General features: G+C 43.8%; 17 protein-coding genes. 15 read left to right on the top strand and 2 right to left on the bottom strand.

Annotation, left to right across the window (positions count from 1 at the left end):
- Nucleotides 1-15 precede the first annotated feature (15 nt).
- The 9 genes from IGJ42_RS13390 (at nt 16) to IGJ42_RS13350 (ending at nt 7382) form a co-directional block, all read left to right on the top strand.
- Nucleotides 16-1119 carry an iron-containing alcohol dehydrogenase family protein gene (locus IGJ42_RS13390; RefSeq protein ID WP_008380572.1) on the top strand — a complete coding sequence of 368 codons (1104 nt, stop codon included), beginning with the start codon at nt 16-18 and terminating at the stop codon, nt 1117-1119.
- 11 nt (nt 1120-1130) lie between these two features.
- The gene (locus IGJ42_RS13385; RefSeq protein ID WP_008380575.1) at nt 1131-1964 is read left to right on the top strand and encodes a PTS mannose/fructose/sorbose/N-acetylgalactosamine transporter subunit IIC; all 834 of its coding nucleotides are present in this window, start codon (nt 1131-1133) and stop codon (nt 1962-1964) included.
- A gap of 19 nt (nt 1965-1983) precedes the next feature.
- Complete coding sequence (locus IGJ42_RS13380; RefSeq protein WP_008380577.1) at nt 1984-2841, top strand: PTS system mannose/fructose/sorbose family transporter subunit IID; 858 nt, start codon at nt 1984-1986, stop codon at nt 2839-2841.
- Between the two features lie 17 nt (nt 2842-2858).
- Nucleotides 2859-3365 carry a PTS system mannose/fructose/N-acetylgalactosamine-transporter subunit IIB gene (locus IGJ42_RS13375; RefSeq protein WP_005234049.1) on the top strand — a complete coding sequence of 169 codons (507 nt, stop codon included), beginning with the start codon at nt 2859-2861 and terminating at the stop codon, nt 3363-3365.
- 110 nt (nt 3366-3475) lie between these two features.
- Complete coding sequence (locus tag IGJ42_RS13370; RefSeq protein WP_016621659.1) at nt 3476-4351, top strand: hypothetical protein; 876 nt, start codon at nt 3476-3478, stop codon at nt 4349-4351.
- Between the two features lie 24 nt (nt 4352-4375).
- Entirely contained in the window at nt 4376-4831 is a 456-nt protein-coding gene (locus IGJ42_RS13365; protein WP_016621658.1) for a PTS sugar transporter subunit IIA, read from the top strand.
- A 20-nt stretch (nt 4832-4851) separates the two neighbouring features.
- The gene (gene uxuA, locus IGJ42_RS13360) at nt 4852-5949 is read left to right on the top strand and encodes a mannonate dehydratase (RefSeq protein WP_005234052.1); all 1098 of its coding nucleotides are present in this window, start codon (nt 4852-4854) and stop codon (nt 5947-5949) included.
- Nucleotides 5946-6563: a bifunctional 4-hydroxy-2-oxoglutarate aldolase/2-dehydro-3-deoxy-phosphogluconate aldolase gene (locus IGJ42_RS13355; protein WP_430615741.1), complete on the top strand. Its 618-nt coding sequence runs from the start codon at nt 5946-5948 to the stop codon at nt 6561-6563. The genes uxuA and IGJ42_RS13355 overlap by 4 nt, the downstream gene beginning before the upstream one ends.
- A 96-nt stretch (nt 6564-6659) precedes the next feature.
- Nucleotides 6660-7382: an HAD family hydrolase gene (locus IGJ42_RS13350; RefSeq protein ID WP_087664630.1), complete on the top strand. Its 723-nt coding sequence runs from the start codon at nt 6660-6662 to the stop codon at nt 7380-7382.
- A gap of 265 nt (nt 7383-7647) precedes the next feature.
- Here IGJ42_RS13350 and IGJ42_RS13345 read toward each other — a convergent pair whose 3' ends face one another.
- Nucleotides 7648-8442, bottom strand: a complete 795-nt coding sequence (locus tag IGJ42_RS13345) for an AraC family transcriptional regulator (RefSeq protein ID WP_172634710.1) — start codon at nt 8440-8442, stop codon at nt 7648-7650.
- Nucleotides 8443-8708: 266 nt separating this feature from the next.
- Here IGJ42_RS13345 and IGJ42_RS13340 point away from each other — a divergent pair, with 266 nt between their 5' ends.
- The 4 genes from IGJ42_RS13340 to IGJ42_RS13325 all read left to right on the top strand — a co-directional run bounded on the left by IGJ42_RS13340 (nt 8709) and on the right by IGJ42_RS13325 (nt 13521).
- Entirely contained in the window at nt 8709-10322 is a 1614-nt protein-coding gene (locus IGJ42_RS13340; RefSeq protein WP_430615739.1) for a glycoside hydrolase family 43 protein, read from the top strand.
- Complete coding sequence (locus tag IGJ42_RS13335) at nt 10322-11647, top strand: ABC transporter substrate-binding protein (RefSeq protein WP_086316542.1); 1326 nt, start codon at nt 10322-10324, stop codon at nt 11645-11647. Before IGJ42_RS13340 ends, IGJ42_RS13335 begins: the two co-directional genes overlap by 1 nt.
- A 128-nt stretch (nt 11648-11775) precedes the next feature.
- Nucleotides 11776-12687: a carbohydrate ABC transporter permease gene (locus IGJ42_RS13330; RefSeq protein ID WP_015510298.1), complete on the top strand. Its 912-nt coding sequence runs from the start codon at nt 11776-11778 to the stop codon at nt 12685-12687.
- Nucleotides 12688-13521, top strand: a complete 834-nt coding sequence (locus IGJ42_RS13325) for a carbohydrate ABC transporter permease (protein WP_005228444.1) — start codon at nt 12688-12690, stop codon at nt 13519-13521.
- Nucleotides 13522-13576: 55 nt separating this feature from the next.
- Here the strand turns inward: IGJ42_RS13325 and IGJ42_RS13320 are convergent, their stop codons facing one another.
- Complete coding sequence (locus IGJ42_RS13320) at nt 13577-14755, bottom strand: ROK family transcriptional regulator (protein WP_005234059.1); 1179 nt, start codon at nt 14753-14755, stop codon at nt 13577-13579.
- A gap of 250 nt (nt 14756-15005) precedes the next feature.
- Between IGJ42_RS13320 and xylB the strand changes: the two genes are divergently transcribed.
- Both xylB and xylA read left to right on the top strand, forming a co-directional pair.
- Nucleotides 15006-16502, top strand: coding sequence for a xylulokinase (gene xylB / locus IGJ42_RS13315; RefSeq protein ID WP_086316540.1), 1497 nt, complete (start codon nt 15006-15008; stop codon nt 16500-16502).
- Nucleotides 16503-16619: 117 nt separating this feature from the next.
- Complete coding sequence (gene xylA, locus IGJ42_RS13310; RefSeq protein ID WP_042890500.1) at nt 16620-17927, top strand: xylose isomerase; 1308 nt, start codon at nt 16620-16622, stop codon at nt 17925-17927.
- Nucleotides 17928-17965: the final 38 nt, after the last annotated feature.

The following is a 17965-nucleotide window of genomic DNA, read 5'->3' as shown; positions in this document are numbered from 1 at the left end:
AGGAGAGTGAAGCTCGTGCTAACGGATTTAAAAGTAAAGGTTGGACCGCAAGTTTATCGTTACCATGAAGGCGCGATCGACTATGTGCCGGAAGTATTAAAAGAGTACAAAGTAAAACGACTGCTGCTCGTACATGGAACGGTTTCATGGGAAAAAGCGAAACCAAAATTACCCTTTTTAGAAGATGGGCATTTGGAAATTTTTTATCATCGCTACACAGGAGAATGTAGCTATTATGGCGCTGGACTGATTGCTGATCTTGTTGAAGAACTGGCGATCGATTTTATTCTGGGGGTTGGTGGCGGGAAGTTAGCCGACTTAGTGGGATATGCAGCACATGTAGTCAATCGACCCTTTGGACTGATCCCAACATTGGCCAGTAATTGTGCACCATGGACACCCTTGTCTGTCATGTATAAAGAGTCGGGAGAATCTGAAGGGAAGTCGGAACACTATTTAAGACAGGCTGCTTTTTTGATTACCGATCCGACGTTAGTGATCGATGCACCAGTCTCCTACTTTATCGCCGGTTTAGCAGATACGTTGGCAAAGTGGATTGAATCGGAAGCAATCTTAGCCCAACCACATTTGAAAAATGAGCCTTTCTTGCAACTGGCAGGCTATACAGCAAAATTATGCGAAACAGCTATTTTGACACAATCGAAACAAGCGATTGAAGATATGAAGCGGCAGGAAGTGACAGACGCCTTTTGTCATTTGTCGGAGATCGTTATTGCAGTTGCTGGAATGGTAGGCGGGCTAGGCGATAAATATGCCCGCAATGCAGCGGCGCATGCGATGCATGATGCCATCAGTAAATATCTGCCTGAGAGTCATCGTTTTCTTCACGGGGAAAAGGTTGCCTATGGGATGTTTTATCAATTAGCGCTTGAAGAAAAATGGACGGTCATCGATCAGTTGATCCCCTTTTATCAAGAATTGCACTTACCAATGAGTTTACATCAAATGGGTATTTTTCCTGAAGATGCACAAGTCATTGATCAGTTGGTGCAGTTCATAGATTCAAAAGAAAAAGTACACTTGATTCCAGTCTTAATCACCAAAGAACGCTTGAAAGAAGCTGTTCTTGATTTAGAAAACTATTTGAAAGAAGTTTAGGAGGAGGAAAAATGGATACATTAAGTGTTACACAAAGTTTACTGATTGCGCTATGGGTTGCAGCAGTCATGTCTCGTTGGCTCGGCGGAGGCGCCACACTGACTTTACGTTTTTCACCGTTGATGACGGGATTAGTTGTCGGACTGGTGATGGGAAATGTGCCTCAAGCCATGATCGTCACTGCCGCTTTACAAATGATTTACATGGGGGTATTTTCTCCCGGCGGATCCATGCCGGCGGAACCTTCGATTGCAGCGGCGATTGCCGTACCGGTAGCTTTGCTAGGAAATCTGCAACCAGAAGCAGCGATTGCTGTTGCCGTACCTGTTGGTTTGCTAGGGAGTTATTTGTATCAGTTCCGTTTCTTTATCAATACCTTCTTAGGAAAATATACGGATAAAGCAGTGGAAGATCTTAATGACAAAGCAATGACTCGTTCAATTATTTTATACCCAACGCTGGCTTCATTTATTTTATTTGTTCCGCTGGTATTTATTGCACTTTATTTAGGCGCTCCACTGATTGCTGATGTCATCAATGCTCTTGAGGGGACAGTCGTTATCCATATTTTAGAAGTAGTCGGCGGCGGATTGGCAGCGATCGGGATTGCAACTACCGTCTATGTGATCGGTCGAAAAGATTATATGGTCTTTTTCTTCTTGGCCTATTTCATGAGTGTAGTTTTCAGTTCGCTAGAAATTACCATGGTCACCTATGCGATTTTTGGTATTTTGATCGCGTTGATTTTTGTTCAGTCACAAAAAGGAAAATTGGCCCCAGCCCCAGAAACGAATACAGCATCACCATCCTTTGATGATGACGATGACTATGATGACGGGTTCTAATCGATAAGGAGGAGCAGTAATGACCGAAATAATTCAAAAAGCGCAAGGCGCACCGGAAGAAATCACGAAGAAAGATGTCACAAAAGCATACCTAAGATGGCATTTCGCCAATGAGATCCCGCATTCGTTTGAACGGTATTTATCACCATCGCTTTTATACGCCATGATGCCGATTTTGCGCAAACTTTACAAAGACGATGAGGCACTGAAAGCTGCCTACAAACGCCAACTGTTGTTTTTCAATACCCAGCTAAGTTGGGGTGGCGGTGTTATTACTGGGCTGATGTCATCAATGGAACAACAGCGGGCCGAGGAAGAGCATGAGAAAAAAGAGATCTTGATGCAGGATGATCTAATGTACAACACGAAAGCTGGTTTGATGGGTGCTTTAGCAGGAATCGGGGATGCCATCGACTCAGGAACCGTTCAATATATCTTTATTGCGATTGCCGTCCCTTGGGCACAGCAAGGAAGTCCGCTAGGTGCGTTGTTTCCGTTCATTTGCTTTGCACTGTATCAAGTTTCTCTAGGAATGTTTTTTGCCCGCCAAGCGTTCTCAATGGGACGCAACGCAACTGGCTTGATGCAGAGTACAGGTGTTCAAACTGCCATTGAAACACTGTCGGTTCTCGGTTTGTTTATGATGGGGGTTCTGGCTGGAAACTATGTCAAAGTCAGTTCTTCGCTGCAGTTTGATATTTCTGGACGAGAATTTATTATCCAAGATATCCTTGATCAGATTGTACCAGGGATCTTGCCGTTAGCAGTTGTAATGGGCGTCTACTGGTTCTATACAAAGAAAGGATTAAAAGTCACGCAAGCATTGCTATGGCTGACTTTGATTCTGATTATTTTAGCCGGTGTCGGTATTTTATAAGAAAAGGAGTGTCAAAAATGGGTGTAGTAAATTTAGCACGAGTAGACGAGCGATTGATCCATGGGCAGGTCATGATGACCTTGTCGCAAAAAAGCGGAGTCAATTCGATCTTTGTAGTGGATGAAGTAGTAGCTAAGGATAAGTTCATGCGGGAACTATACAAAAATGCCGGTAGCCGAACAGGGCAAAAAACGATCGTCGTTACACCAGAAAAAGCCAAATTTTACTGGGATGAATACAACTTCAAAGATTACAACTGTATCTTGATCGCCAAAACCGTCAGCGTGATGTACGACTTAGTCAAACACGGCGTGCCGATGAAAGAATTGAACATAGGCGGTATTGCCCAAAAAGATCCCGAGAAGGATCTCTTGGTAACAAAATCTGTTTATTTAAATCAAGCTGATGCGCAAAAACTCAAAGAAATGAATGAAGAATATGGTGTGGAATCAATCTATTTTCAGGCAACGCCTTCTGCACCGAAATCAACACTGAAGGATGTTTTGAAACAGTTCAAGTTATAAGTAGCATACTAATTCATTTATATCTAAGGAATATTGTGAGGGAAGCTGGGGGATCTCGCAAGGAAAAGAGGTCCTCCAGTGTCAGTAATTTGTGAATAGGAGAATCTGCCATGAATCAAACAGAAGCATTTCGTGATTGGCTTTTTCGTTATCGGTATGTCTATCGGTCGCGATCAACGGATAAAAGCAAACAAAGATTTTTGAAGGCACTCATCGCGGATATCATTCCATTTCGCAAAGACCTTCAGGTGATCGAGTATGATCACACGAAAAAAAACGCCTCACGCAATTTGTATGTTGGTGATCTGACCAAAGCAAAACGGATCATCTGCACATATTATGATACACCGCCAGAGCATTTCGGCGATTACCATTTTTTTGATCGGCAGGAGCAAGGCCGTAAAACAAATCAATTTATTCTGACTGCTTCAGCAGTGATGATTCTTTTAGGGTTGTTGGGGACTTGGCTTTATATCCACTTTGCCTCAGGGAGATTTCCCTTATTGTCTTGGCAAACAGCGCTTTTTGCTTCAGGGGTCGGTATTTATTTTCTGCTATTAAATCGCGTAAGCCGCGGGGCAGGATTTCAGCAAAATCTAACCCGCAATACCTCCTCTATCTTAGCGCTGCTGTCCTTGATCAGTCAAAACAGTCAAACAGCGACGGCCTTCGCATTTCTTGATGACGGAAGTTACGGAGAACGCGGGTTGGAAGTGTTACGTGATTCAGTAAGGCCGAATGCGAAGATTTATTATTTAGATTCTATTGGTGCCGATGCTCCGATTCGAGCTATCGGCAAGCAATTCAATGAAGGGCAACTGCAGCAGTTGGCGATCGAACACAGTAGTGAAGCAATGGGCAGCATCAACTATCTGTTTTGTGCAGAAAAGCAGCAGGATCAGACGTATGTGCTGCCTAGAAAACAATTAAAGCAAAAAGAGCTGAATCTGAGGAATATGCAAAAAGTTCTTGCGTTATTTGGTTAGGAAGCGAAAAAGGAGGAATAACATTTGTTAGGAATCGTATTGGCAACTCACGGACAGCTGAGTACTGGTTTTAAAGATGCTGCAGAGGTGATCATGGGCAGTGTCGAAAATATTGCGGTCGTTAATTTGAACCACGGAGAGGATATTCAACTTCTGGGAAACAAAATCCATGAAGCGATTCATGAAACAGATCAAGGGGACGGTGTCTTGGTGTTTGCTGATCTATTGAGTGCCAGTCCCTACAATCAGTCGGTTGTTACGATCAATCAATTAGATGAACCACTTCAGGAAAAGACGTATGTGATCGGCGGAGTGAATCTACCGATGGTATTAGAAGCAATCAATCACCAATTTTTGGCGACACCGATTGAACAGGCGGTGGCAGCAGTGATCCAGCAAGGAGAAAACAGTGTAGCGCTTTGGCACAATTCTTCAGCAGGTGATAGTAGCGAAGAAACTGATGAGGACGATGATTTTTAAAAACGAAAGGATGACAGCAAATGCAATGGGGGTTTCGATGGTACGGGGAAGGGGATACGATCCCGTTAACGAATATTCGACAAATTCCAGGAATGCACGGCATTGTAGGAACACTTCTAAATAAAATGCCTGGAGATGTCTGGGAGATTTCCGAAATCAACGCACTAAAAGCATCAATTGAAAAAGAGCATCTTTCACTATTAGGGATTGAGAGTGTGGCGATCCACGATGCGATCAAAGCCGGAACAGAGGAACGGGATCACTACATCGATCAATATATTCAAACAATTCGGAATTTAGCAGCTTGTGATGTACATATGATCTGCTATAGCTTCAAACCGATCTTCGGCTGGGCCAAAACAAATCTATTTTATCAAAACGAGGATGGCAGCTTCTCTTTGCTCTATGATCAAGCCGTTGTGGATGATATGGAACCTAGTGAGATGTATACGCTGATCCATAGCCAATCAAAAGGCTTTAAATTGCCAGGCTGGGAAGAAGAACGACTGAAAAAGTTCCAGCGTTTGATGGCAACTTATGAAGGGGTCACTCAAGAGATCCTCTTTGATAACTTAAGCTATTTCTTAAAGCGGATCATTCCTGTGTGTGAAGAAGTAGATGTGAAAATGGCGATCCATCCGGACGATCCACCTTGGGAAATTTTTGGTTTGCCACGGATCACCAAAAATTTAGAGGACTTGAAAAAAATCATGGCCATCGTGGATTCGCCTTATAATGGGGTAACGTTGTGCACCGGTTCGTTAGGTGCCGATCCAGAAAACGACATGGTGGAGATCGTTCATGGCTTAAAAGGCCGCATCAACTTTGTTCATTTTCGCAATGTGTTGTTTATGGGGGAACGCAAATTTAAAGAATCTGCCCATCTTTCCACTGAAGGATCGTTAGATATGTATGCCATTATGAAAGCCTTGGTTGAGGTCGGTTTTGATGGTGTCATCCGTCCTGATCACGGGCGGACGATCTGGGGGGAAGTGGCGATGCCAGGCTATGGTCTGTATGATCGCGCGATTGGTATCAGTTATCTTCAAGGGCTTCATGAAGCCGTCTTGAAAGAGCAAATGCAATCGAGGGGAACGAAGGGAGGAGAGAGCGTATGACACTCTATGAACAATTGGCAAAAACAAGGGTGTTGCCTCTTTACACTGCAACAGACCTTACCTATTTGCCAGTAGTAGAATCACTGCTGATTGAGCATGAACTGTATTTTATTGAAGTGACCTTCCGCAGTGACCTTGCTTTAGAAGCGATTGAAAAACTCTCTCAATCGGGCAAATTGATCGTAGGCGCAGGCACGGTCCGCACCTTAGAACAAGCGAAAGCAGCGGTTGAGAAAGGGGCGCGCTTTATTGTTTCCCCTGCTCTTGTACCTGATGTGGTGGAATTTTGTCTTGCCGAAAACATTCCAGTGTTTCCAGGGACAGCTACGCCAAATGACATTCAACGGGCAATGGATTATGGCTTATCAGTTGTGAAATTTTTCCCTGCGGATATCTACGGGGGCTTGCCGGCAATCAAAGCCCTCAGTGGTCCGTTTTATGATATTCGATTTGTCCCAACTGGCGGAATCACTCTCGAAAATGTTCAAGACTATTTATCTGATCCGCAAGTATTAGCGGTTGGCGGCTCCTTCATTCTGTCAGAAGCGCTAGTAAAAGAAGGGCGGGAAAAGGCTGACAGCCATTTGGCGCATGTAAAATCATTGCTAAGTTGAGCAGTCAGCTGTAAATAAACAAGATGAAGCAATGGGTGCCAAAGGATTTTGGTACCATTGCTTTTTTATTCGCAGAAAAGCAAAGGAGGCCATAGGATGGAGAAGATAAAACTGGTGATTTTTGATATGGACGGTTTGATGTTTGAAACAGGTCGGTTAGCTTACCGCGCCTATTTAAGAGCCGCGGAGGAGTATGATTTTGAAGTTTGCCAAGATGTTTATTATTACCTGACTGGCAGAACGGAAGCAGATATTCGTAAAGGGATGCAGGAACTTTATGGCAGTACGGTACCAACGGATCGGTGGCGAGAAGCGATGAATCGTCAGAAAGAAGTGATTTTAGCTGAAGAAAAACGGGTGTTCAAAAAGCCCGGCCTTCTTGAACTATTGGAAGCATTAAAAAAACAAGATTGCTTGATAGCCGTGGCGTCCTCTTCGTCGAAAGAAAAAATCAAGGCGTATTTTGAAATGGAACAGATGCCAGATTGGTTTGATACGGTGGTTTCTGGGGATCAAGTGCGAAAGGGCAAACCTGATCCAGAAATCTTTCTGACAGCATGCCAACAATTAGGCGTAAAGCCTGAAGCAGCCTTGGTATTAGAAGATTCTCTAGCCGGCATAAGAGCCGCAAAACAAGCCAAGATCCCAGCTTTTCTGATTGCGGATGATTTGAGTATTTTGCCAGTCAAGAAAAATGGGAAATATCCTTTGCTTAAACAGCCAAAACTTGAGCAAGAAGTAGCTGCACAGGTGAAAACTTTTTCTGATCTGACGGAAGTCAGAGACTGGCTAGTCGTGAATCATTTTTCTTGGGCTTGATCGTTATTCCAAGAAGCTTCGATAAAGCAAACGGCATTAAGCAAGAACATACGGTGCTGTAAATCAGGCATAGCGTTGCGGAATCGGTAAAACAACAAAGGTTCATTTTGGCAATTGGTTTTTTCCTGCTCATTTCTCTATGAAGAAGGGGAGCGTTTGAACGTTTTTCACTACTTTCTGGGAACGTGGCAAAAGGCTGACTAGAATAACGAGTAAGATTGTAGCAGCTCACTTTATAGGTAAGTGAAGCTGCTTTTTTGTTTTGCTATTCCTTCAGCAATGAAAAATGAGCATTGTGTGTTAAGCGGTATTCTTTCGGAGTCAGTGAGGTCAAAGCTTTGAAATTTCGATTGAAGGTTCGCACATTTTGAAAGCCAGCCTGTTCTGCTACTTCCGTAATCGGCAAGAGACTATGAGTCAGCAAAAAAGAGGCATGGCGAATTCTTGCTTGATTCAAAAGCCGAGGAAAGGTGCTTTTCAATTTCTCAGTGATCATTCTGGAAACGTAGACGCTACTATAACCGATACTGCTGCTTAGTTTTTCGAGCGTCAGCTCTTCTTTGAAGTGTGACTCGATATAGGCAAGCAGCTGGATCAGGATATCCTCTTGGTTTTTGGCTGGTAGTAAAGTCGTTTGGTGCTCAAAAAGGTAAAGGACTTGATACAGTGCCGATTTTCGTAAATAGAGGGAATCCGTTTCAAATAAAGGATAATACAGCTGATTTGCGACAGACGGATCAATGGTGATAACGGGATCTGACAAAGCGAAATCTTTGGTTTTGGCATAAAAATCTGGAATAAACTCCGGCGAAAAAACCAGAATATGCAGTTGTGATTCCTTAGGGGTTTCGATGGCATGGGTCTGGTAAGGCATGACTAATAACACTTGGCCAGTTGTAAGGACATAGGGACTTTCTTCGATTTTGACAACCGCTTCGCCGTCACTACAAAAAAGCAATTCAAAGGAACGATGAAAATGTTCCATGTAATTAAGCGAGTAGGGATGGTAACTGGAAACGCCTAGGTATTCGCCAAAATGATATTCTTCTAAAATGGTCACGCAATCTTTCCTCCATTTTTTGTCTATCGATGTGTGGAAATCGTCCTGTGAATGATAGCGATTTCATTTTATAATTATGACAGTTCAGCTGAAGAAAGTAAATAGAACAATGATTAGTGAATATTTTTAAAATGGACTGCAGTAACAAGTTTCTTTTTTTAGTTAGGTATATTAGTAAAGAAAACTTACTAACTGAAAGAAGTTCATTCCTACTGACTCTCAGTTGAATCACAAAATGCCAAAAAGGGAAAGAGGAGGAAATTTTTTTGATTACCAATCCGATACTAACAGGCTTTCATCCAGACCCGAGTATTTGTCGTGCAGGAGAAGATTATTACATTGCTACGTCGACCTTTGAATGGTTTCCAGGTGTGCGCATCTTCCATTCAAAGGATTTGAAGAACTGGCGCTTGATCAGTACACCAGTCAATCGTGTCAGTCAGTTGAATATGCTGGGAAATCCTGATTCTGGGGGCGTTTGGGCGCCAAACTTAAGTTACAGTGATGGTCGTTTTTGGTTGATTTATTCAGATGTCAAAACACAATCCAATAGCTGGAAAGATGTGAACAATTATTTGATCACCTGTGAAACCATTGATGGGGATTGGTCAGAACCAATCTATATGAACTCTTCTGGTTTCGATCCCTCGTTATTTCATGACGACGACGGCAAAAAATATTTTCTGAACATGGTATGGGATTATCGCCCGACAAACCATTCCTTTTATGGGATCGCTCTCCAAGAGTTTGATTGGCAAGCCAAGAAATTGGTGGGGCAGCCCAAAATTATCTTCAAAGGAACAGAGCGCAAATTGACTGAAGCACCGGTTATGTATAAAGTAAACGGCTATTATTATTTATTGACGGCAGAAGGTGGCACCAAGTTTGAACATGCAAGTACCATCGCTCGTGGAACGCACATCGAAGGGCCTTATGAAGTTCATCCTCAAAACCCTCTGATCAGTTCCTGGGGACAGCCAGAGATCCTGCTACAAAAAGCTGGCCATGGTTCATTTGTGAAAACGCAGACCGATGAATGGTATTTTGTTCACTTAACAGGGCGAGCGCTGAAGTATCCAGAAACGCCCCTCTTAGAAAATCGCGGCTATTGCCCGCTCGGACGGGAAACAGCGATCCAGTCTGTTTATTGGGAAAATGATTGGCCGTATATCACAGGCGGAAACTTTCCAAAAGAGGAAGTCCCACAGCCACAGCTGCCCGAACATCCGTGGGAAACAGAATCAGGCTTTGATGATTTTGAAGAGGCGTCGTTGGCACCAGTGTTTCAAACCTTGCGGATTCCTTTTTCTGAGGAAATAGGTAGTTTGACCGCACGACCAGGGTACTTGCGCTTGTATGGGCGAGAGTCGTTCAATTCCTTGTTCCATCAAGCACTGGTGGCAAGAAGATGGAGCGATTTTCGTTTCGAAGCAACGACTGCCGTCGAATTTTCACCGACCTCGTTTCTACAGTTGGCAGGCATGACGAATTACTACAATACACAAAACTGGTCGGCGATCTACATCACTCATGATGAGACGAAAGGCAGAATCATCACTGTATTGGCAAGCGAAAAGGGCCAACTGAAGAGTCAAAAAGCACCAGAAGTTGTGATACCAGCCGATGTACAAACAGTCTACTTCAAAACGATCGTTAATTATGCCCACTATCAATACGCGTACTCCTTTGATCAAAAAGAGTGGCAGGTCATCGATCAGCTATTTGACAGCTTGCAATTGTCTGACGACTATGTAGCAGAACATTACGGTGGGTTCTTTACAGGGGCTTTTGTAGGGATGTTTGCGATCGATACGACCGGCAATCGTTTGGCGGCTGATTTTGATTCATTTGACTATCAAAAAATCGAGGAGGAAGAATGATGAAAAATTGGAAACGGGTCTTACAAACAGCGTCAGTGGCGGGCTTAGCGGCTTTTATGCTTAGTGGCTGCGGGAATGGTTCAGGAAACAGTGGCTCGGATAACAGCGCAACGGGAAGCAGTGGCAAGGATGAACTCGTGGTTTGGACCTTTACTTCAGAATTATCAACGATGATCAATGATTACTATTTGCCGGCGCATGACGATTTGGCCTATGACATTCGGATCGTGGAGATTCCTTCTGACCAATTCGAGACCAAGCTCGATCCGATTCTCGGTTCCAAAGATGCACCAGATGTGATTGCTTTAGAATCTGCCTTTGTCAAAAAATATGTGGAATCAGGGATGATGGCAGACCTTGGTTCACTGGGACTTGATGAAGCCGCGGCAGATACGTATCAATATGTCAAAGACGTAGGAACTTCAAAAGACGGGGTTCTTCATGCCTTGGCTTGGCAAGCTGCTCCTGGCGGGTTTTATTACCGAGCATCGATGGCAGAAGAGCTGCTAGGAATCGATGATCCAGCGGCTGCGCAAGCGGCATTGTCAGACTATGACAAGTTCTATGAGCAAGCCAAAGCAGTCAAAGAAAAAAGTGGTGGAACCACCTATATGATCTCTAGTGTCCAAGATTTGGCGAAGCCTTTTTATGGACAACGCGAACATGGCTGGGTTGAAGACGGCAAATTAGTGATCGACGACAGTTTGTATGACTTGTTGGATGTATCACGAAAATTTGTAGAAGAAGGCCTGACACAAGATACAGAAGGACAATCAGAAGCTTGGTTTGCTGGAATGAATGGCGACAATGTATTCGGTTATAGTTTGCCGACATGGGGGCTGCACTATTGGTTAAAACCAAATGCGACAGCTGCCGATAACTCCAGCTCAACAGAAGGGGACTGGCGCATGATCCAAGGACCGTCGTCGTGGTTCTGGGGCGGCACATGGATCGGTGCTACGGCAAATTCTGAGATGCAAGAAGAAGCTGCGCAATTGGTGGCTTACTTGACCACAGATCAAGCATTTTTAAAACAATGGGCCGAAGATACCGGTGATTTTGTATCGAATGAGCGAGTCGTTGAAGAAATTAAAGGCGAATATGAAGAGGAATTTTTAGGCGGACAAAACCACTATGCAGAATTTGCCGATATGGTTCAAGACATCAACGCGAAAATTCTGACCGAGTATGACCAGACGATTGAAACCCTCTTTACGGATAGTTGTTTGACACCATATTCAAAAGGCGAAGTGGATCAGGAAACGGCGATCCAAAACTTTAAAGATGCGGTCGTCAATGCTTATCCAGATGTTCAAGTAGATTAGGTGTTGTTGAAACCGGCACCGAAGACGGGGTCGGTTTCAACCTTTTCTAGGTACTATGCGCTGCTTAAAGGGCTTGTCTTTACAGGCAGAAGTTGGCAGTAGAAGAAAAAAATATCAGGGGGATTACGATGCAGAATAAGAGAAGATTTGAACAGTATCATCGCTATGGGCTATTATTTATCGCACCATTTTTTCTAGCATTCTTGGTTTTTCAGCTTTATCCAATTCTCTATACGATTTACCTGAGCTTTACAGATCTAAAAGGGTGGAATCCAGCTGCCAATCTTGTCGGACTGGATAACTATTTTGCGATTTTTCGCAACCCGTTATTTTTAAAATCGATCAGCAATACTTTTATTTTGTGGGGCGTAAACTTTGTCCCTCAAATTGGCTTGGCTTTGTTGTTGGCGGCATGGTTTACCAATATCAAGCTGCGCTTGCGAGGGAAAGGCTTCTTCAAAGTCGCTTTTTACTTACCCAACATCATTACTGCGGCTTCAGTAGCAATCTTATTTTTTGTTTTGTTCAGTTTTCCGTTAGGTCCGATCAACCTAGTCTTGCAGCATTTCGGTGTTTTGGACCAGCCCTATGACTTTTTCCGTAGTGAAACGGGCACTCGGCTGATCGTTTCCTTCATCCAATTTTGGATGTGGTATGGTCAGACAACGATCGTTTTGGTTTCGGGCATTTTGAGCATTGATGATGCTCTTTTTGAATCAGCAATGGTCGATGGAGCCAATGATGGTCAAATTTTTCGCAAGATCACGCTGCCTTTGTTAAAACCAATCTTGCTTTATACATTGGTGACGTCCTTGATAGGCGGCTTGCAAATGTTCGACATTCCTTTTTTGCTGACAAACGGTAATCCCAACAATAGTGTCTTAACGATCACGATGTTCATCTACAACCAGGCCTTTACCGGGAGTCGGAATTTCAACGTTGCCGCAACCGCGTCGGTACTATTATTGGTACTTTCAATCGTATTAAGCACGTTATTGTTTCAATTTTTCAAAGAAAACAGCAAAGTGGGGCGAAAATAAATGGAAAATAGCTATCGAGCAAAACGATTGTTGATCTATGTCTTTTTGGTGTTGCTGACCATCCTAAGTATACTGCCGTTTTGGGTCGTCTTAGTCAATGCAACCCGTTCAGCGGAACAGATCCAGCAAGGGCTGTCCTTGTGGCCCGGCGGTAATCTCCAATACAACTGGTCCGTCTTAATGGGCAGAGGCTTCAATGTTTTCAATGGGTTTAAAAATAGTTTCCTGATTGCTGCTGGTGCTACCGTTCTCAATGTGTATTTTTCGGCGCTGACGGCTTATGGCGTGATCGCCTATGAATTTCGTGGCAAGAAAGTCCTGTTTGCTGTCATTCTTGGGCTGATCATGATTCCTCAGCAAATCAGCATGATCGGTTTTTATCAATTTATGAATCGCTTAGGACTCTTAAATAATTTTCTGCCATTGATTTTACCAGCGATTGCATCACCCGCGACCGTTTTTTTCTTAAAGCAATACTTAGAAACGATCTATCATCCTGATTTGGCAGATTCTGCTCGTTTAGACGGAGCCGGCGAAATCAAAATTTTCCATCGCATCATGTTGCCTTTGATGAAACCGGGCTTAGCTACCATGGCGATTTTCTCGTTCGTGACCTCGTGGAATAATTTCTTGATGCCCTTGATCTTGATCAACGATACGGAAAAGTATACGTTGCCGATGCTGGTCCAATTGTTGAAAACTGATGTTTACCGTACTGAATTTGGCAGTATGTATCTAGGGATCTCATTAAGTATTATTCCTTTACTGCTGATTTACCTGTTTCTATCGAAATACATCGTGGGCGGTGTGACGGCTGGCGGAATCAAAGGATAGCGAGACCCTTTTACCAAAAGAAAACGCTGGACTGAGTTTTCAGTCCAGCATTCATTTAACGGATCGCACGGGAGAGATCAAGTGCCGCAAAGCGCAAATCGTTGATATTTAAGAAATGTTTTGCCACTAAAACGTTGCCGCCAAACAGCGGGGCTTGATCGCCTAATCGACTGTTTTTGATCTTCGTGTTTTTGGTGAACTGGCTGGTCAATTTTTGCTGCAGCGCCAGCAATAAATCAGGAATTTTGCGATAGATCGAGCTGTTGATATAGACTTCTTCGGGATCAGAAAAAGTGATGACATTATTCAGCCCAATACTAAGAAACTCAACATTTTGTTGCGCCAATTCGACTGCTGATTTTTCTCCGGCATGGTAGGCTTGTGCGAAGGTATCCGAATTAACGAACGCAGTTTTTGTATAGTGGCTATAGGTATCAAACAAGACTTTGTTCGAGGCATATTGCTCTAAGCAACCTCGATTGCCGCAAGGACACAAGTTGCCGTGAGGAAAGAGCGTAGAATGGCCAACTTCCCCCGCCATGCCGTGAGTACCGGTTTGCAGCTGCCCATCAACGATGATTCCGACACCGATCCCGCTATGGACGCTGACGCTTAGTAAATTCGTGGAATCAGAAGAAAAACAGTACTCGCCTAAAGCCGTCAGATTGGCTTCGTTCTCTATATAGACCGCCGTATTGTATTTTTGGCTCAAAGGGGCGATCAAATCAAAGTGTTCCAAGTCGTAGTAGGGGGCAAAGGTGATCGTCTGATTGTGAACGATGCCGTGGATCGCCAAACAGATTCCTACTAATCCATGAGTGGTTTGCGGCATTTGCGGCCAAAATTCTTTCATCATGGAATCGATCGTCGCTAGTACATTTTCTTTGGTGATCAATTCATGGGAATGGTCGGCGGAGGCGATCATCTCGCCATTGATATAAGAAAGCATTCCACGAACATAGTTATAGCCGATGTCAAAGGTAACAGCTAAGCTGCTGCGGTGATTGAATTGCAATTGAATCGGTTTGCGACCACCGATCGAAGTGGAATCCCCAATGCCGACTTCGCGAACGAAGTCCGTGTCGATCAGTTTTTTGGTTATTTGAGAAACAGACGCTTTATTGAGATGGGTCAAATTTGACACTTCCGCACGTGACACATTTTCATTGTCAATGATCGTCTTCAATACAGCCGCTTCATTTTGTTCGCGTATGCCCATTTTATTGATAATCATGTGTTCTCCTCTTCATAGATGTGATTAGTGTTAGTTTACCGTGCAAATTAATATTGTGCAAGCTGAAGAATAAAGAAAAGAGGAAGAATGTAGGAGCAGCAGTTTGAGAACGAAAATCAAAGAAAGAATCATTGAAAGCGCTTGACAGAAATACGAGAATCGTTTACTATCCAATTAGTTAGTTTTGAATGCTAATTAACCGATTGAGAGGCAATGGTTAACTGCTTCAAACAGAGGAAGGAGAGAAGAGATGGCTTATTTTTTAGGGTTGGATCTAGGAACAAGTGCGTTAAAAGGCTTAGTTTTTGATCAAACCGGGGAACTCCAAGGAACAGCAAGTGTTGACTATCCATTGTCATCCCCTAGACCGGGGTTCAGTGAGCAAGAGCCGGTGCATTGGCAAGAGGCGGCAGATAAGGTAATCAAAACCTTGATCCAGCAGCTTCCAAAGCTGCAGAAGGAATTGATCGGCATCAGCTTTTCCGGGCAAATGCATAGTCTTGTTTTATTGGATGAAGAAAACCGAGTCATTCGCCCGGCAATATTATGGAATGACGTTCGAACCACCAAACAATGTCAAGCGATCATGGCATCCTTTGGAGAGGAAATAAAAGCAATCACCAAGAATGTTGCTTTGGAAGGGTTCACCTTACCCAAAATTTTATGGGTCCAAGAACACGAGCCTGAACATTGGCAACAAGTTCGTCACATGATGCTGCCAAAAGACTACTTGGCTTTTTGGCTGACTGGTAACTATTCGATGGATTATTCTGATGCGGCGGGTACGTTACTGCTGGATATCGAAAAAAAGTGCTGGTCTGAAGCCATTCTAGAAAAATTCGCAATCGCATCGGATTTACTGCCGCCGCTTTTTGAATCAGCAGCGCCTGTAGGGCAAATGCGAAAAGAACTGCAAGAAGCCTTTGGCTTTGAACAAGAGGTGACGATCTATGCAGGTGGCGCAGACAATGCCTGTGCTGCACTAGGGTCCGGGATCATCGCCGAAGGTGTCGGCATGGTGTCGATTGGCACTAGCGGTGTGTTCTTATCCTTTGAAGAAGCGCAAGAGGTTGATTATCAAGGCGATCTACACCTTTTCCGTCATGCGATCAAAGACAAGTTGTATTCAATGGGGGTCACGTTAGCCGCTGGAAATTCCTTAAGCTGGTATCGTGATACGTTTGCCCCAAACCAATCGTTTCAGGAATTGCTTTCAGCGATCAGTGAGGTAAAACCGGGGGCAGAAGGCCTGCTGTTTACGCCTTATATCGTGGGTGAACGCACACCACATACCGACAGTCAAATCAGGGGAAGTTTTATTGGCATTGACACACGGCATCGCGAAAAGCATTTCAGTCGTGCCGTCTTAGAAGGGATCACCTTCTCTCTGAAAGATTCCCAAATGATCATGGAAGAACGAGCACAGCGGAAATTCACCCAGATCGTTTCTGTGGGGGGCGGTGCGAAAAATGCCGAATGGCTGCAAATGCAAGCCGATATTTTTAATGCAGAAATGCTGACTTTATCTACTGAACAAGGTCCAGGTATGGGCGCAGCAATGCTGGCAGCAATCGGCAGCGGCATTTATCCAGATGCGGCCGCTTGTGTTAACGCCTTTGTCAAATACAGCAAGGCAATTGCACCGATTCCTGAAAATGTCGCCAAATACCAAGAAATCTATGCGATCTACCGGACCGTCTATCAGCAAACCGCGCCTATCTGCCATGCGTTGGCGCAAATCGAATAGCATAATGGCAGCAGAAAATCTGCTTGATTAAAGCGAGGAATCGTTTTTGGTTCTAAATGATTGGAACCAAGTAAGTTAGTTTATTACACTAAAAAACATAAAATGGAGGCAACAACAATGACTTATTTCCCAGAAATCGAAAAAATCCGCTACGAAGGTCCTAAAACAGACAATATGTTTGCATTTCGCCACTACGATGCCGAAGAAGTTGTTTTAGGCAAGAAAATGAAAGATCATCTACGTTTTGCAATCGCCTATTGGCATACGATGACGCAAGACGGCTCTGATCCTTTCGGCGCACCCGTCAACAAACGGACGTGGATTGGTGACACCGAAATGGAAACGGCGAAAAATCGAGTAGAAGCCTTCTTTGAGATTTGCGAAAAATTAGGGGCAGAGTTCTTCTGTTTCCATGATGTTGACGTGGCACCTGCGGGAGAAACGTTAGAAGAATTTTTCCAAAACTTAGACGAAATCACCGATTTGATCAAAGAAAAAATGGAACAAACGGGGATCAAACTATTATGGAATACAGCAAATATGTTCTCACACCCTCGTTTCAACAACGGCGCTGCTTCCACCAATAATGCGGAAGTTTACGCGTATGCAGCAGCCCAAGTTAAAAAAGGCTTAGATATCTCGAAAAAATTAGGCGGTGAAAACTATGTCTTCTGGGGCGGCCGTGAAGGCTATGAAACCTTGTTGAATACAGACATGAAATTTGAACAAGACAACATCGCCCGTCTATTCAAAATGGCGATCGCTTATGGCGAAAAAATCGGTCATAAACCGCAGTTCTTATTAGAGCCGAAACCAAAAGAACCATCGAAGCACCAATATGATTTTGATGCAGCGACAACGATGGCCTTCATTCAGCACTACGGCTTAGAAGGAGATTTCAAATTAAACCTAGAAGCCAATCATGCAACATTAGCTGGCCATACCTTTGAACATGAAATCGCCGTTGCCCGTAGCTATAACGCATTAGGCTCACTGGATGCCAACCAAGGAGATATGCTGTTAGGATGGGATACGGATGAATTTCCAACCAACGTTTTTGACTCGACACTCGCTTTATACGAAGTCTTAGAAAACGGCGGTATCGCACCGGGAGGAATCAACTTCGATTCTAAAGTCCGTCGTTCGTCATTTGAAATGGAAGATCTGTTGTTAGCTCACATCGCTGGTATGGATACGTATGCCCGAGCGTTGAAAGCAGCAGCGAAACTGAAAGGAGACCGCTTCTTAGACGAGTTGAAGGAAAAACGGTACGCCTCTTTCCAAGAAGGCATCGGAGCGAAGATCGTTGCTGATGAGGAAAACTTAGAAACACTGACAGATTACGCATTGGCGCATGATCAAATCGAATTAGAATCCAGCCACATTGAATATGTGAAATCTCGTTTGAATGATTACCTGTTTTAATAAGAAACGACTGTCGTTCTGAGGAGCGACAGTTTTTT

The sequence above is a fragment of the Enterococcus sp. DIV1067f genome, assembly GCF_050543505.1.
In the GTDB taxonomy this organism is placed as follows: Bacteria; Bacillota; Bacilli; order Lactobacillales; family Enterococcaceae; genus Enterococcus_D; species Enterococcus_D entomosocium.
Note: the sequence above shows the minus strand (reverse complement) of the source record. Positions and strands in the feature narration are given on the sequence as shown.

Coding starts and splice junctions, on each gene's coding strand:
- IGJ42_RS13335 (WP_086316542.1), top strand. CDS start 10,322: ATGAAAAATTGGAAACGGGTCTTACAAACAGCGTCAGTGGCGGGCTTA.
- IGJ42_RS13370 (WP_016621659.1), top strand. CDS start 3,476: ATGAATCAAACAGAAGCATTTCGTGATTGGCTTTTTCGTTATCGGTAT.
- IGJ42_RS13380 (WP_008380577.1), top strand. CDS start 1,984: ATGACCGAAATAATTCAAAAAGCGCAAGGCGCACCGGAAGAAATCACG.
- IGJ42_RS13320 (WP_005234059.1), bottom strand. CDS start 14,755: ATGATTATCAATAAAATGGGCATACGCGAACAAAATGAAGCGGCTGTA.
- xylB (WP_086316540.1), top strand. CDS start 15,006: ATGGCTTATTTTTTAGGGTTGGATCTAGGAACAAGTGCGTTAAAAGGC.
- uxuA (WP_005234052.1), top strand. CDS start 4,852: ATGCAATGGGGGTTTCGATGGTACGGGGAAGGGGATACGATCCCGTTA.
- IGJ42_RS13350 (WP_087664630.1), top strand. CDS start 6,660: ATGGAGAAGATAAAACTGGTGATTTTTGATATGGACGGTTTGATGTTT.
- IGJ42_RS13375 (WP_005234049.1), top strand. CDS start 2,859: ATGGGTGTAGTAAATTTAGCACGAGTAGACGAGCGATTGATCCATGGG.
- xylA (WP_042890500.1), top strand. CDS start 16,620: ATGACTTATTTCCCAGAAATCGAAAAAATCCGCTACGAAGGTCCTAAA.
- IGJ42_RS13385 (WP_008380575.1), top strand. CDS start 1,131: ATGGATACATTAAGTGTTACACAAAGTTTACTGATTGCGCTATGGGTT.
- IGJ42_RS13325 (WP_005228444.1), top strand. CDS start 12,688: ATGGAAAATAGCTATCGAGCAAAACGATTGTTGATCTATGTCTTTTTG.
- IGJ42_RS13355 (WP_430615741.1), top strand. CDS start 5,946: ATGACACTCTATGAACAATTGGCAAAAACAAGGGTGTTGCCTCTTTAC.
- IGJ42_RS13330 (WP_015510298.1), top strand. CDS start 11,776: ATGCAGAATAAGAGAAGATTTGAACAGTATCATCGCTATGGGCTATTA.